This is a genomic window from Vibrio sp. OPT41 (genome assembly GCF_015163595.1).
Classification (GTDB): domain Bacteria; phylum Pseudomonadota; class Gammaproteobacteria; order Enterobacterales; family Vibrionaceae; genus Vibrio; species Vibrio alginolyticus.
In genome coordinates this window covers 1-15672 of the sequence record NZ_JADDYH010000012.1, presented here as the reverse complement: position 1 = coordinate 15672, position 15672 = coordinate 1, and the positions used below count along the sequence as shown (strand labels likewise).

The window sequence follows — 15672 nt, the reverse complement described above, 5'->3', positions numbered from 1 at the left end:
AAAAGGTTTACTACTGCTTAGCGTGGAACATCGCTTGCCCACTCTTATCTTTGTTCGACCAGAAATTGATGTTGAACTGAGCATCATCGCTCATCTCAATACGGTGCCAGTACTGCGGTGGGCTTGTAGCAAACTGGCCTGCATTAATCACCACCACTTCTGCTTCTGTGGCATTTTCATCAGCAAAGCCGTAGTAAGTCACTTGCCCTTCCATGACGCACAGCTGTCCAAACACTCCCTCAGCGGTATTATGATGAGTCAGTAGCGCTGGTGGCACATTGTCTTTAGTGAAGAAAGGCGTTGAACGTTGAACAGTCCAGTCTTTAGGAATTCTTAGATGCGACATAATGATACCCTCTCTAATTACAATTCTTTTCGTTAAAATCGGTTAAGCCTGAGCGGCTTGAGACAACTCTCGGAGTAGTGGAAATGCTTGCGTAACTTGTTCTCCCGTCACGACGAAGCCCATGAGTCGGCTATTTTCATCTTCTGCTTTCGCGGCAATGCCAGTTTGAGAAATCTGCACGCTCCAGTTCGTCACCGAACTAAAATCGCCTGCCAATTGAATTGGGTAGCTCGGCGTTTTGACCTTTACCATCATAGGCGGTAGTTTCAACTCTGCTTCTTGCCCCAGTAGTTGTTTGCCCAAAGCATTGGCACTTAGCACGATCGGTTGGAGGTACGGCATCATTCGACCTTGGATCTCAGCACAATCGCCTAATGCAAATACATTGGCTGCTGATGTCTGTAATCGGGCATCTACCTCGATGCCTTTATTGACACTCACCCCACAAGCCTTCGCTAACCAAGTGTTTGCACGTAAACCCGCCGCTGAAATCACTACATCGGCTTCGATTTCCTTACCTTTGCTCAAGCTTGCCACCAGCGAATCTTCCGAGTGATTGATCGCGACAACTCCAGTCTCCAAAGCAAGTTGAATACCTTGCTGCTTAAGTTGATTCTCCAGCGGTAATGCAACAAATTCAGGAATCAAGTTAGCGAGCAAACGGGGATTTGGCTCAACCACCGTAACGGCTTTACCACTGGTTGCGAGATCCATGGCGATCTCGACGCCGATCAAACCACCACCCATTACTAGAATTCGTTTCGCACGGCTAATTTGCTCTTCCGCTAATTGATATTCTTGTAGCGAGTTTAGCGTTATCACCTCAGGTGCTGCATCGCCAGATATTGGTGGCACAAAGGCTTTCGCGCCTGTCGCAAACACCAGTTTGGAATAAGGATAGGTTTGGCCTTTGGCGACCACTTGCTGAGCTTGCACGTCGACATGCTCAACCTTGGTATGGGCGAACAGTTCGATGTTGTGTTCCTGTGCAAACGCCTCACCACTTTTAACTACCAAGTCTCGGGCGGTTTGCTTGTTGCTGAATACATGACTCAAATCGGGCTTGTTGTATTCCGCGCCATCATCAGCAGTAAACACTTGCAGCGGAATATGTGCGTCCATTCGACGCACTGTTTTCACCAATTGGTAAGCCGCAAAGCCGCTACCAATAATCACAATAGGTGCTTGCATATTCGCCCCCTTACCCGTTGTATTCGACAAAGACGTCTTTACCCAAATGGCATTCTGGGCACAAGAAGTAATCTGGCACTTCAGACCATGCCGTGCCCGGTTCAACGCCTTGATTAGGCTCGCCTTTAGCTGGGTCGTATACCCAATTACAAACCGTACAAACCATGCATTGACAATCTGCAGGATGCGCCTCAGTACTAGGGTTGCTAGGAGCAGCATCTACTACCGCCTGTGTTGTCGCTGGCGCAGCGGGTTGTGATTGAACTTGTGGCGCAGACGCAGCAATCGCCGGAGCAAGAACAGGACTTGTCAGATCATGCTTTGCCCACAATTTCGCGATGTTTTGACCATGTTCGCGACATTCACGCATCGCTTTACCATCTGGTCGCCATTTGGTTTTCAAGCTCACTGCGGTTTCAAAACCTGCGTCGGTCAACCGAGCATGGATACGATCCACCGCGCCACCATTCCACCCGTAGCTACCGAATGCAGCGGCTTTCTTCGCCTTAAAGCGCAGACCGGTAATTTCTTCTAGCATGCCTGCGATCTTCGGCATCATGACGTTGTTCATGGTAGACGAACCAACCAAGATGCCTTTTGAGCGGAATACGTTGGCGAGAATTTCATTCTTATCATGCTTAGAGACATTAAAGACTTTGACCGCCACGCCAGGGTCGACATCGTGAATGCCTTGCGCGATTGCATCGGCCATCATTCGGGTGTTATTTGACATAGAATCGTAGAAAATCGTAATGCGATCTTCTTGATAATTGTCTGCCCATGCTAAGTATTGCTCGATGATTTGAACCGGATTATCGCGCCATACAATACCGTGTGACGTGGCGATCATGTCGACAGGCAAATTGAAGCTCAGCACTTCTTTGATTTTTGCGGTTACCAAGCTGCTGAATGGCGTTAAGATATTTGAGTAGTAACGCAAACACTGTTCCATCAACTCATTTTGATCCACTTCATCATTGAACAGACGTTCATCGCAATAGTGCTGACCAAATGCGTCATTGCTGAATAACACTGCATCGCCCGTTAGGTAAGTCATCATGCTGTCTGGCCAATGCAGCATCGGTGCTTCCACGAAGACCAATTGCTTACCGTTACCAATATCGATGCTATCGCCCGTTTTTACGGTTTTGAAGTTCCACTCAGGATGGTGGTGATGACCCACAATCGAATCAATCGCCGCTTCTGTACAGTAAATTGGCGTGTTCGGAATTTTCTCCATCAATGCCGACAATGCGCCTGAGTGATCTTCTTCTGCATGGTTTACCACAATAAAGTCGATAGACTTAAGGTCGATTTCCATTTCTAAATTTTGGATGAATTGTTGACTGAATCGATGATCGACCGTATCAATCAATACGGTTTTCTCTTCACGAATTAGATAACTGTTGTAGCTGGTACCTTTTGTCATTTTGTATTCTGTACCGTGGAAGTCTTGAACTTCCCAATCGCGTTGACCTACCCAGTGAATGTTGTTTTTTACGTGAATTGTCATAATTACTACCTTGAATGACGGGATAAACAAAAATAATTTCTTCTTGTATTGCACCGGGCGTGCCAACTTTTAATTACTATATATTTCAACACCTTAATTAAAAATCAACTTTAACAAGTGTCATTTAGACACAGTTGAAAATTGTCATTAAGACACTACAATAGTCATATTGACACAATCGGTATTGGCTATGACTTCTTTAATCGCGCAATGGCTACACATCACGCAAGACCTTAACTCGGCGCTCACTCAACAAGCTCGCTTTGACACGTTATTAACCACGATTCGAGAGGTATTGAAGTGTGACTCTTCTGCCCTTCTTTTGTATGAAGACCAGCACTTTAAACCTTTAGCGATCAATGGATTGGCGAAAGAGGTCCTTGGACGCCGTTTCTCCATTGAGCAGCACCCAAGGTTAGAAGCCATTGCCCGAGCAGGCGATATCGTGCGCTTTCCCTCCGACAGCGACTTACCTGATCCATACGACGGCTTGATTCCAAACCACGATGACAAACTGCATGTCCATTCCTGCATTGGTTTACCTCTGCTGATCGACGATCAACTGATTGGTGCCATTACGATTGACGCCTTCGACCCCAACCAATTTGATGGGCTACGCAACCAAGAGTTACGTTTTGTCAGCGCGTTGGCAGCAGGTGGCCTTCACACTGCACTCCTACTAGAACAACTAGAGACACAAGCGAGCCTGCCACGCGACTCTTACGCCGAGAAGCGCACCTTAAGTAACGAAATCATTGGCAACTCTCAGGGCATGAAGAATCTTCAAGAGCAGATTGATGCAGTCGCCGATACGGAATTGTCTGTGTTGGTCATGGGAGAAACGGGCGTAGGTAAAGAGTTGGTTGCCAGCGCTATTCACCATCGCTCTAGCCGCTCGAACAATACTTTGGTTTACCTCAACTGTGCAGCGCTGCCGGAATCAGTCGCGGAAAGCGAGTTGTTCGGCCATATCAAAGGCGCATTTACAGGCGCAATCAGCAATCGTAAAGGTAAGTTCGAACAAGCCGATGGCGGCACACTGTTTTTGGATGAAGTCGGCGAACTGTCGTTAGAGCTGCAAGCCAAGTTACTTCGAGCCCTACAATACGGCGACATTCAACGTGTGGGTGATGACCGCCATATTCGAGTCAACACACGCATTGTCGCCGCTACTAACCGTATATTGCATGAAGAAGTGACTGCTGGTCGCTTCCGAGCCGACTTGTATCATCGTCTAAGCGTCTTCCCGCTTCATGTTCCACCTCTTCGTGAACGTGAAGACGATGTGGTATTACTCGCAGGCTTTTTCGCTGAGAGCTTAAGAAGCAAATTGGGATTGAACAGCATTCGTTTGTCCCCCACTTTGGTGCAGGCACTCAAAGACTATTCATGGCCAGGCAACGTGCGAGAGCTTGAACATGTCATTAAACGTGCCGGTGTTTTGGCAAAAGCGCGTACTCACGCCTTGGACATTGAGTTGGTTGAGCAAGATTTTGATATTAGAACGCCGAATCAGAACATCAAGAACATTGAAGAAGCGGAACAAAACTCTTGGCTTGAGCTACCAGAAGGCGGATTGAAGCCTGCCACAGATGCCTTCCAAAAAGCGATGATTGTTCGAGCTCTGGAAGAGAACCAAGGTAACTGGGCAGCAACTGCACGTCAGCTTGAATTAGATAACGGTAATTTACACCGCTTAGCAAAACGCCTAGGGATAAAATAGACACTAACGAATATCACCTAATATGGCATATTCATCGCCAAATAATGTGCCTGATGCCCAACCGTGCACTCAGCCCACCATAAGTAGTGGGCTGAGTGCTCAGATAGAATAGCTACCTAAGTTTGACGGTATTTTCTTCTAAATTTTATTGTCTTGAACCACCTCACAGATTTAATAACCCTTAACAATAAACACAATAATAGTTAAGGTATTTTTATGAGCTAGATCTAATAAAATTAAATATATAGTATTTATTTTAAGAATCTAAACTTTCAAAGTTCATCATAATAAATACAACCTCTATATATACACTTTACCTTCAAAAAACATCAAAATATAATCCCTTCGATAAAAAACACTTAAATGAATTTAACTGTATAAAAGTGAGGAGAATAAAATATGGGATATGGGGCGACAGTATATTCATTAGATACTGAAAAGGTTTTTAACGTACTAAAGAATGAGCGTAATCCAGAGCTAGAAAAAGCCATAATGGAAAGGTGTCAAGACTCCTTTAAGGTGATTAATGAAATGCTGGAAAGTAGTGGCGAAAGCATCCGAGCTGAAGAGCTTCTTATGCAAATGTTGTCTGAAGAGATAAAATACAGTCACTTGGGTTACGCCTATGCTTACTTGCTTGAAGCTATATGTAAGATAACTGGTTATTACTTATCCAATAACTCTTGGTATCCTTGCGATGTAAACGATTTCTGCGATATTCCATTCACTAATACCGATTATCCTATAAAATTCCCATTCCCTGACGATTTCCCTGTTGTTTTTATGATAAAAAATCAAGATATTCACCAAGATAACGTTGACTTCGGAGGCTTATCAGAGCAACAAATATCTGAAGTCAAGAGCTGGTACACTCATGCAGTCGTAAACAATCGTGACTTGGTATTATTTTATTATTAATTTTAACTATTAATAAATTATCCAATAGTTAAAATAACAATAGAATATTAATAAAACTCTAGCTTATATTAAGATAGAGTTTTATCTATTTAACTGAATTTTTATAATTTTAAAAATATTATATTTCACACCTAATTTATAGACTCTGTGTATAGTGTGTTCAGAGGCAATGTGAACTCATAGGATCAAAATCAAGTTCTAATTTTTAGAAGAAAAACCGATCTGCTTGTGTCAAAATGCGCCATCCCAACCAAAAAGTCTTAATGTAATGAACTACCAAGCTGCTATTTTTGATATGGATGGTTTGCTCCTTGATACTGAGCGCGTCTGTATGCATATTTTCCAAAAAGCATGTGAAGCCCAGAACCTACCCTTCTATAAAGATGTTTACCTTTCAATCATTGGTCGCAATGCAGCGGGCATTGAAGTGATTTTTCGTAAAGCTTATGGGGATGATCTTGACCGCTTACACGAAGAGTGGCGCGACCGTTACGACGCTGTGGTTAAGCACCAAGCGATACCTGTAAAAGAAGGGGTGATTGAGCTGCTTGAGTGGTTGAAAAGCCAAGGGTTGCCAATTGCAGTCGCCACTTCTACAGCAAAAGAAGTGGCACAGAAGAAGTTGGAGTTAGCGGGCCTAAGCAAGTATTTCGACAACTTAACGACGGGCTGTGAAGTGTCACACGGCAAACCTGATCCAGAGATCTACCTGCTTGCAGCAAGTCGTCTAAGCGTAGATCCAACCAAATGTCTCGCCTTTGAAGATTCAAATAATGGCGTGCGTGCTGCTGTAGCAGCGAACATGATCACTTATCAAATCCCTGATTTGGTTGAGCCTTGTGACGAAATAAAGCAATTAGGCCATACTGTCGCACCTTCACTGCATGATGTGTTGCATGCGTTAAAGCAAACTCGCTAGGTCTACTTGTCGTCTGTTCTCTAGAAGCTCAGCAATTTAGCTGAGCTTCTTTCTCGAAACCTCTCCAATACCGTAAAACCAAACAATTCTGCCACCCGTTTAGAGAGATTATTTTCACCTTAACTCTGGCTAATCACGACTTTTGATTTAACTCACGCAATCGCATGAAATAAGGCATTTGAGTGATCAAATAGCGGAACTGACCAGTACAAGCTTGCAACAAAACGTCAATATACCGATTGAAGCACGTTTTTGGAGTGAAAATTGGCTGATAATGAGAACTATTGGATAAGATCAATCCAAGTCAGCCTAAAATACAAAATGGAGAGTGTTATATGTCTTTACGTTTATTAGCAACAACCTTCGCATTAGTAGGAATGAGCTTTGGTGCCCAAGCCAGTGCCGAGTGTGAAGTGTCATTAGATGCTAACGATATGATGCAGTTTTCTACTAAAACATTGAGCGTACCAGCCACTTGTAAAGAGGTAAAACTAACGCTGAATCACACAGGTAAGATGCCAGCGCAATCGATGGGTCACAACGTGGTCATCTCTGACACAGCCAACCTACAAGCAGTCGGTACTGATGGCATGGCAGCTGGAGCAGAAAATAACTACGTAAAACCAAATGATGATCGCGTCTACGCTCACACAAAAGTAATTGGTGGCGGTGAAAGCACCAGCATTACGTTCAGTACTGAGAAAATGAAAGCCGGCGGTGACTATTCATTCTTCTGTTCGTTCCCGGGTCACTGGGCAATCATGCAGGGTAAATTTGAGCTAAAATAAAAGCTTTAGCCAAGCCAAAAGAAGACTCATTATAGGGAAGCCAAGGCTTCCCTTTTTGATAGATAAAATAGCAATTGAGAAAGGTCTAACACGTCTGGAAACGTGACCAAGAAACATAGCAAGTATGAAACCCTTGCTCCATTGAGATTAAGTTCTTTTGCGAAAAGTTATGGTTAAAAATCAGATTTTTATTTTGCCTTTCCGAAACACAACTAAATGATAAAAGTCATTCAATACCATGTAACTCTTTCCAGTTTCCTGGATGAACCACATAGCCGAACAGAGCATGCCCACCATAAACCAATTCAGTCCCTTCCGGTATCCACAGCATCTGACCTGGGTGCACAAAATGTGTTTCACCATTTGCGGTCAGCTCGAAACAGCCTTCAATCACGAAAATAACCTCATCATAAAGCACTGTCCAAGCCACTTGAGCGCCTTCCCATTTAGCAAAGCCTACGCCTATGTTTGGTGAAATTTCTGGGCTTAACGCCCTGGCAACATACGCCATTCCTGGCGTATCACCACGAACATTGAAATCTAGACTTTTACTATCAACAAGTTTGACTGGCTTCATAATTCACTCCGGCTTTGCCATTTTGCTAATTGGATACGCGTTTTTACTCCCAAACCTAAAAAAGGCTCTGGCGGATTCAAACAAGGCATTCCTGTCACTTGCTGTATGTCATCCAATGATTTAGATGTCGCACCAACGACATAGTCAGCTAACAGTGTTCCAGAAATGGTTCCCCACGCAGCACCAACACCATTGTCACAAGCGCTGGCATAAACACCTTCATCTAATTGACCGAAAAAGTTAGTAAAGTTACGAGAGATGGCATACACCCCACCCCATGTGTGAGTAAATGGTACGTCGGCCAGCTCGGGATAACGCGCCAGAAAGACCTGACGATGATCGTCGCGAATTTGTTCTCTGACTTTATCGTTCATGCTTGAGCCATATTTCGGCACGTGTTTGTAAGTATTGCGGATCAAAATACGTCGATCGGCGGTCATACGTAACGTCGTTCCCGCATGATCAGCTGGAGTTAACCCCCAATTCAGCTCACCTCCGTATCGCTGCATTTCTGCGTCGGTTAATGGACGCGTCCAGCTTGCAAACGTCATCACTGGAAGTAGTCTGTTTTTAAGATAACCAAACTCCCGAGTAAAAATGCTGGTCCCAAGCAGCAGTTCAGGGGCTTCAACAGAGCCTCTATCTCCATGTAATACCCAGCAACCGTTTTCTTTACTGAGCTTGCGGATTGGCGAGTTCTCTAACACCTCGACATTCTCTGGAAGGCTTTCCCCTAGCCCACGCACCAAAGCAGCAGGTTGCATTAAATAACCACCTGGCGTGTAAATTGCGCGGCTGTAGTAGTTTGTTCCCAAGACTCTCGCCAGCTCACTGCCATTAACATGGAAGTATGGTTCGCCAAGGTCTTTCATTAGGTGCTCAAAGTGATCGAGATACGCTTCACCGCGCGCCCCTACGGCTCCTTGATATTTGCCCTTTGCTGACCACTGACAAGAAATACTGTGCTTCGACACTAAAGTGTTTAGCTGAGCAATCGCAGAACGGTTGAGTGATAATAACTTTTGCTTGTGCTCAGGGTCGGGATGCTCAAGTGAAAACTTATGAGGCAAATCGATAACAAAGCCCGAATTTCTTCCTGAAGCCCCTTGGCCGATACGTTGCGCATCAATCAGTATAATTCGTGCATTAGGCATAAGTTCAGCTAAACGTCTTGCCATAGCTAGGCCTGCGAAACCGGCACCTAACACGGCATAGTCAGCACTTTGTTTACCTTTTAACGCCGATTTTTCTGGAATACTTGGCAACGCATGGTACCAACCACACGTCACGTCATCATTGGGTAAATGAATCATCTTTTTTCTCCGCTACGCTGCTGACAGTTTCAATGACAATTGATCTAGCCAAGGGCCGCGTAATGACTGTACTTTTCTTCCTAGCAACGCAAAACCGAGCATTGCTCCTTCTGGTGAATAAAACGCAGCGGTCAATTCATCTGCTTGGTTCTCGATGTACCATTGTCCCTGTTCTTCAGCGGCTACCGGGAAAATCGTGAGTGGAAGAATCGGCGTTTTTACAATCACTGGAGTTGGTGTTAACGAGATAGGGGCGACATCGCCTAGCAAGCTTTTCGCTACAGAAGGGATCATTTGATTAATCGGTGCAATATAGGGCTGCCAACCTTGCTCAGTTTCAACACAGTCACCTAGCGAGTAAATATTCTCATCACTCGTCTGGCCGAATTGATTCACTTTAATGCCACGGCCCACTTCGAGCCCTGCTTGCTCAGCCAGAGAAACATTTGGCTTGAGTCCAACCGCGCTTAGCACTAGGTCTGCTTCAATCTGCTTGCCACTGTTCAGATGTAAAACCGCACTGGATTCGGACCTTGGCTCGATTCTGGCGATACTGTCTTGTAGAGCCCATTGCACGCCTCGTTCGGCGAGTGCACTTTGTAATGATTCACCCAACTGTTGCGGGATCAAACGCTCCATTGGCCATTGACCCAACCCGATAACTGTCACTTCATAACCGCTTTCGATCAGGTCATTCGCGAACTCACAGCCAATTAAGCCATCACCTAGGATCGCGATGCGCTTTTTGTCTTGCAGCTCCGATCTGAAACGGCGGTAGTCAACTAAGTCGTTCACACTCATAACCCAAGAGCGATCGCCCTCAATTGGGATTTCAATCGGTGATGCACCTGTTGCCAGTACCAAGCGGCTGTAGGCGTATTTACCGATGGAGGTATGTAGCGTTGAATTGGCACGATCGATCTGTTCAACACGCGTATGCGGGTAAACGCGGATATTGAGACGGCTTTCCCACTTCAACGCGCTTTCACTTTGCAGCGCGTCGCCGTCTTTGTTCATGACCAACGCATTAGACAAAGCTGGTTTGCTGTACAAAGCGCCATCATCAGCGGTAAAGACGGTGATAGCAACCGTCTCGGATTGTGCTCTAAGTGCCGCCGCCAACTGGTAACCACTGTGGCCACTACCGATGATAACGATAGGGTCATTTGAGAATACAGGTTGAGTAACTTCAGATGGAAGAGGCTGAGCCGTATTTCGCTGAACAGACGCTTCTACCGACACCGAAGACACAGCTGCAACCTCTTCTAGTGGCGCATCGTCGGTGATTTCGATCATTTCAAAATCGGCCTTACCCACTAAACAGTCAGGACATAACCAGTCATCCGGTACATCTTCCCATGCTGTTCCTGGTGCAATGCCATCGGATGGCCAACCTTGTGCTTCATCATAGATTAAGCCGCAAATAATACAGAGCCACTTTCTCATCACTTATACTCCAACTACCTTGTTCAGAATTTCCGTGTTTACAAACCGCTGTCAGATTTGTTGTGATTCCATCAACCTCGCCCTAGCTTGTGGTCTGAAATCCAAGCCGGTACGAGGTGATGAAAATACAGTTACACGGTAGCTATACGTTGCTGTCTTACTGCAAACGAATGGCAATATTGCGTGTCTGGACGTAGCTATAAATCGCTTCTTGTCCTTTTTCTCGCCCAAACCCGGACAAGCCCACGCCACCAAATGGTGTTTCGATGCCACCAGCAAACCATTCATTGATGAACACTTGTCCACCACGCAGTTGCTGTGCCACACGCAATGTTTGGTTTAGGCTTTCACCAAAGACACCAGCGACCAGGCCAAAATCGGTGCCATTCGCGATTTCAACGGCCTCTTGCTCGGTTTCAAACGGTGTAATTACCAGTACAGGGCCAAACACTTCTTCTTGAGCAATACGCATATCTGGTGAGGCTTCAATCACCGTCGGTGCCACAAAGTAACCTGACAAATCAGGGGCGTACCCACCCGTTAGGATGTTCGCGCCGTCGGCTTTTGCTTGTTCTATCATTTCAAGCACGCGTGCTTGTTGATCAGCCGATACCAACGGTGTGATGTCCGGCTGGCTTTCGCCTTGGCCAATGGTTAGGCTTTTTGCCATTTCCACTACCGCCGCTTTTACTTCTTCATAACGCTCTTTTTGAATTAGCAAACGAGACATTGCCGAACAAACTTGACCAGCGTTAAAGAAAATACCGACTTGAACGCTTTGTAAAAGCGTTTCGAGACTCACATCTTTCAGTGCGATAGCGGCCGATTTACCACCCAGCTCCATCACAGATGGTGTGGCGCGTTGCGCTGAATCTTTCAGTATGCGTTGGCCGGTCGGCACAGAACCTGTAAAGACAATTTGATCAACGTCTTGATGCTGCACCAAATGACTGCCAACGACTGAGCCTTTGCCACATAGCAAGTTAATCGTGCCTTTTGGGAAGCCCGCTTTTTCAATCGCTTTAATCAACAACGTCATGGCAAGTGGAGAAATCTCTGGCGATTTGATCACCACTGCGTTACCTGCGGCTAATGCAGGTGCCAATGAGCGTGCACAAATAGAGACAGGGAAATTCCACGGCACAATCTGCACTGACACGCCAAACGGCACATATTGAGTGAAGTCGACATAGTCTTTACCCAACGGAATTGACGTGCCTTCCAGCTTGTCGGCCATGCCAGCGTAGTATTCGAAGTAACGTGCCGACTCTAAAAACTCATCTTTGGCATCTTGCAAAGATTTCCCATTTTCACGACAGGCAACTAACCCACCTTCATCAACCATTTCACGAATAGCTGCGGCGGCTTTTAACATCCACTCGGTTCTGACGGCGGGACGAACGTCCGAAAGAAGACCTTGATAGACCACTCGACGTGCCGCTGCCATTGCGCGATCGGCATCGGTGATAGTGGCTTCTGCAATCGTCGCATACGCTTCGGCTGTGCCAGGGTTCATGACGGTCAGCGCTTGCTCTGAATCGCACCACTCACCATCAATATAATTAAGGTAATGCATCATATTACTGCTCCAGTGCCGCTTTCACTTGCTTTGCCAACCAGGTTTGGAAGAAATGCGTCGGAACATCCATTTCTGGTGAGAACACACCACCACCAAAGCCAGGTGAGTAACGACCTTCCTGCATGCCCTCGACCGCTCCAATATCTTCGCCGAATACGACTCGCCATGACTCAACGGTAGCAGTACGGCACGCAGCGAACTCATCTTTCGTTGCTTCATCACCCACATAGAAAACACGTAGGTGCTCAACACTCTTATTCGCAGTGATTGGTTCAATCATCATCGCAAAGGCATGATCGGCTTGAATACCAAGCAACACGTTTGGAAAGAGTGCAACATATTCTGCATGACGCAGTTTATCTTCTGGCCAGTTTGGAAATTTAGGTAAGTGTGTTCCTGCAGTATCAGAGAGGTTGTATGCGAGACTACCTTGGCCAGCAAAACGCTCTGCAAACATGATGTTGTAGTGATCCTCTAGGCGAGAATAACTGTTCAAACTCGGATGCACCCAAGGTAAGTGGTAAGCTTCACAGTAGTTTTCTACGGCAAGCTTCCAGTTACTTTTCACTTCTATCTCTAAGTTGCCACCCATGTTCACGCGGCGAAGAAGCCCTAATCCTTCTTCACCTAAGAATTGCTGCCAACGTTGCTCTAGCGGCGCGATATGCTCTTCAAAGCTTTCTGCATTGCCCGATAAGTTGACGAACACCATGTCCATCCAAACGGCTGAACGAAGTGGCTTAAGGCCATGTTTTTCACACTTAAATCGGTCATCTTTGTGTTTTGCGATACCACCAATGTGTGGTGTGCCTTTTAGATTACCGTCAAGATCGTACGTCCATGAATGGTAAGGACAGCGAATCATGCCTTGAACTTCGCCTGCCTCATGAACCAGCTTCATACCACGATGACTACATACGTTGTGGAAAACTTGGACTTCACCTTGGCGATTTCTCATCATGAGTAGTGGAAGATTCATGAAATCAAGTGGCATCACATAACCATTTTTAAGCAGGTCTGATGCAAAACCAATACATACCCAAGTGTTACCAAACACCTGATCACGCTCAAAAGTAAAATACTCTTCGCTGGTGTAGGCCTGATTCGGCATTCCTGTTGCTTCACTGATTGGGTTCAGTACATTATCAACAAGTTCAACAGGAATAATGGTTTGGTTGACATTGCTCATATTCTTATCTCCGAGAGTCGAGTTGCATCCAGTGCGTACAACATCGTGTTGTGTTAGTGGAGAAGATTTTGATTAACAACCCGGCAACAAACAAACGACTTTTTCGCCGGGCTTGGATGAGTTTTTGTCATTCATGCATTGATCTCGAACAAAAAAATAACCTTTTAATTAACAATGATCTTCTTGTCATGATTAATACTCATTAACCGATGAGTATTAATCAGTTGAAACACAAAAGCCCTCTCTCTACTCTCTTTCAAAAATTAACAATAACGCAACAAACAATAACGTTAAAACAAACGCACTGTGAGGGATGCCTATGAGAGCAACATCTGGGATATTGAAAGGACTCAATCCGACTGTGACAATCGCATCAAAGATCGTCGTTATCGGTTTTGTACTTTTCTGCGCCATTCTCGCCAATCAAGCGGGCCAATACTTCGAAACGATTTCCGGCATTTTGCTACAGAATATGAAGTGGTTTTACATCGGACTTGTTTCACTCGTTGTCGGTTTTCTTCTTTACCTTATGGTTAGTCGATATGGGCATATTCGTTTGAGTAAAGATGACGAAAAACCAGAGTTTAGTTATTTGTCTTGGGTATCCATGCTTTTTTCCGGAGGCATGGGGATAGGCTTGATTTTCTGGTCGGTCGCCGAACCGATGTGGCATTACGCTGACAACCCATTTACTCAAGGCCTGACCAATGAAGCCGCAACAACATCAATGAAACTGACATTCTTTCACTGGGGTCTACATCCTTGGTCTGTCTTTATCATTGTTGCACTCGCATTAGCTTACTTTTCCTACCGTAAAGATCTGCCTTTTACCCTACGCTCTATCTTGTACCCTTTGATTGGTGATCGTATTTATGGGCCTATCGGACACACGGTTGATATCCTAACAGTCGCGGTGACTGCTTTCGGTATCTCTCAAACCTTGGGGATGGGAGTTATCCAAATAAACTCTGGTTTGAATCAAGCCTTTGGTCTAGAAATTAGTTTGGGGATTCAACTCTTTATTATCGTTTCCCTTTGTACTTGTGCGGTTGCGTCGGTGCTATCTGGTGTAGGAAAAGGTATTCGCCGTTTATCAGAATGGAACATGCTGCTTTCACTCGCACTCGTGCTAGTAGTACTTTACATTGGTCCAACTCGCTATATCTTAAATACGCTACTTGAAAGCACAGGGCTTTATGCACAAAACATTGTCGGTATGAGCTTATGGAGCGATGCACAGAATGACTCTGGCTGGCAAAACTGGTGGACGGCTTATTACTGGCCTTGGTGGATGACTTGGGCACCTTTCGTTGGCATGTTTGTGGCTCGTATCTCTAAAGGACGCACAATACGTGAACTTATCGGCGGTGCTCTCATCGTACCCACGCTGATCACGTTTTTATGGATTTCAGTATTTGGTGGTGCAGCGTTGAAGGTAGAGCAAGACGCTCGTGTTGCTCATCAAGAGCAAGTCACTGCGGCACAAGAAGCCAAACAAACACCACCTGCGGATTTTTCTGGCGGCCCGATTCTTGAAGCGACTAAAGCCGATACGACACGCGCTTTGTTTACGCTATTCGACAATCTAGATACAGGTATGTTTGGTAAACTACTTAGCGTGCTTGCGTGTCTATTACTCGGTACTTATTTCATTACCTCCGCAGACTCGGGTACCTTGGTTCTATGTACCCTCGATGCCGCTGGGCACAGTGAGCCTCCCACCTCTATACGCGTATTGTGGGGGATCATGATCGCAGCCATTGCGGGAGTACTTCTATACGCAGGAGGGTTAAAAGCAATGCAAACGGCCTCCATTATTGCCGGTTTCCCTATCGCCATTTTTATCGCGGTGATGAGCTTAACGCTGTTTCATAGTATTCGACGCGAACCTAAGCCATGGGCAATGCTGCCTGAGCATGTTCACCCAGAGCAAGAGAAACTTGATGGTCCTGTTGAACCGCTTGTTGAAAGCAAAACAGTGGCTTCCGAGCCTATCGCTTCAAGATCCTCACAAAAAAGTGATTCCACACTCAATCAGGGACCAGTACTAAGTTAGTGCGTCGTTTCATCAATCTGACCCGTCCTGATATGGGTTGACACTTTTTAACTAAAACGCTCGATGTACTTCATCGGGCGTTTTGTATTTTAAAGCCGTATGAGGCCTCATTTG

At 45.5% G+C, this 15672-nt stretch carries 13 protein-coding genes and 1 pseudogene; 5 read left to right on the top strand and 9 right to left on the bottom strand.

All coding sequences use genetic code 11. The annotated features are described in order from the left end of the window. Positions 1-10 precede the first annotated feature (10 nt). Genes IQP38_RS02685 through norV form a run of 3 tightly spaced genes read right to left on the bottom strand, consistent with a single transcriptional unit; the run spans position 11 to position 3050 of the window. Complete coding sequence (locus IQP38_RS02685; RefSeq protein WP_193837291.1) at positions 11-346, bottom strand: DUF1971 domain-containing protein; 336 nt, start codon at positions 344-346, stop codon at positions 11-13. Positions 347-388: 42 nt separating this feature from the next. Further along, on the bottom strand, positions 389-1537 hold the full coding sequence (norW, locus tag IQP38_RS02680; RefSeq protein ID WP_161441255.1) for an NADH:flavorubredoxin reductase NorW: 1149 nt from the start codon (positions 1535-1537) through the stop codon (positions 389-391). A 10-nt stretch (positions 1538-1547) separates the two neighbouring features. Continuing rightward, positions 1548-3050, bottom strand: coding sequence for an anaerobic nitric oxide reductase flavorubredoxin (norV, locus tag IQP38_RS02675; protein ID WP_193837290.1), 1503 nt, complete (start codon positions 3048-3050; stop codon positions 1548-1550). Between the two features lie 190 nt (positions 3051-3240). Between norV and norR the strand changes: the two genes are divergently transcribed. The 4 genes from norR (at position 3241) to azu (ending at position 7398) form a co-directional block, all read left to right on the top strand. Further along, positions 3241-4773, top strand: coding sequence for a nitric oxide reductase transcriptional regulator NorR (gene norR, locus IQP38_RS02670; protein ID WP_025768529.1), 1533 nt, complete (start codon positions 3241-3243; stop codon positions 4771-4773). Positions 4774-5172: 399 nt separating this feature from the next. Next, positions 5173-5691, top strand: coding sequence for a hypothetical protein (locus IQP38_RS02665; protein WP_005375218.1), 519 nt, complete (start codon positions 5173-5175; stop codon positions 5689-5691). 268 nt (positions 5692-5959) lie between these two features. Beyond that, positions 5960-6610 carry an HAD family hydrolase gene (locus IQP38_RS02660; protein ID WP_064369655.1) on the top strand — a complete coding sequence of 217 codons (651 nt, stop codon included), beginning with the start codon at positions 5960-5962 and terminating at the stop codon, positions 6608-6610. 335 nt (positions 6611-6945) lie between these two features. After that, positions 6946-7398: an azurin gene (gene azu, locus IQP38_RS02655; RefSeq protein ID WP_005375211.1), complete on the top strand. Its 453-nt coding sequence runs from the start codon at positions 6946-6948 to the stop codon at positions 7396-7398. A gap of 226 nt (positions 7399-7624) precedes the next feature. Here azu and IQP38_RS02650 read toward each other — a convergent pair whose 3' ends face one another. The 6 genes and pseudogenes from IQP38_RS02650 to IQP38_RS02630 form a co-directional block, all read right to left on the bottom strand. After that, on the bottom strand, positions 7625-7975 hold the full coding sequence (locus IQP38_RS02650; RefSeq protein WP_149191620.1) for an ethanolamine utilization protein EutQ: 351 nt from the start codon (positions 7973-7975) through the stop codon (positions 7625-7627). Further along, on the bottom strand, positions 7972-9288 hold the full coding sequence (locus IQP38_RS02645) for an NAD(P)/FAD-dependent oxidoreductase (protein ID WP_193837289.1): 1317 nt from the start codon (positions 9286-9288) through the stop codon (positions 7972-7974). The genes IQP38_RS02650 and IQP38_RS02645 overlap by 4 nt, the downstream gene beginning before the upstream one ends. 12 nt (positions 9289-9300) lie before the next feature. After that, positions 9301-10584, bottom strand: coding sequence for an NAD(P)/FAD-dependent oxidoreductase (locus IQP38_RS02640; protein ID WP_225491648.1), 1284 nt, complete (start codon positions 10582-10584; stop codon positions 9301-9303). Then, positions 10573-10734 (bottom strand): annotated as a pseudogene (locus IQP38_RS26160) (rubredoxin); the annotation flags it as partial. The gene IQP38_RS02640 and the pseudogene IQP38_RS26160, both read right to left, overlap by 12 nt. 157 nt (positions 10735-10891) lie before the next feature. Further along, a complete protein-coding gene (locus IQP38_RS02635) occupies positions 10892-12313 on the bottom strand; it encodes an aldehyde dehydrogenase family protein (RefSeq protein WP_169628845.1) in 1422 nt (473 codons plus the stop codon). Between the two features lies 1 nt (position 12314). After that, complete coding sequence (locus IQP38_RS02630; protein WP_054577059.1) at positions 12315-13502, bottom strand: aromatic ring-hydroxylating oxygenase subunit alpha; 1188 nt, start codon at positions 13500-13502, stop codon at positions 12315-12317. Between the two features lie 319 nt (positions 13503-13821). Here IQP38_RS02630 and IQP38_RS02625 point away from each other — a divergent pair, with 319 nt between their 5' ends. Next, on the top strand, positions 13822-15558 hold the full coding sequence (locus tag IQP38_RS02625) for a BCCT family transporter (RefSeq protein ID WP_193837288.1): 1737 nt from the start codon (positions 13822-13824) through the stop codon (positions 15556-15558). Positions 15559-15672: the final 114 nt, after the last annotated feature.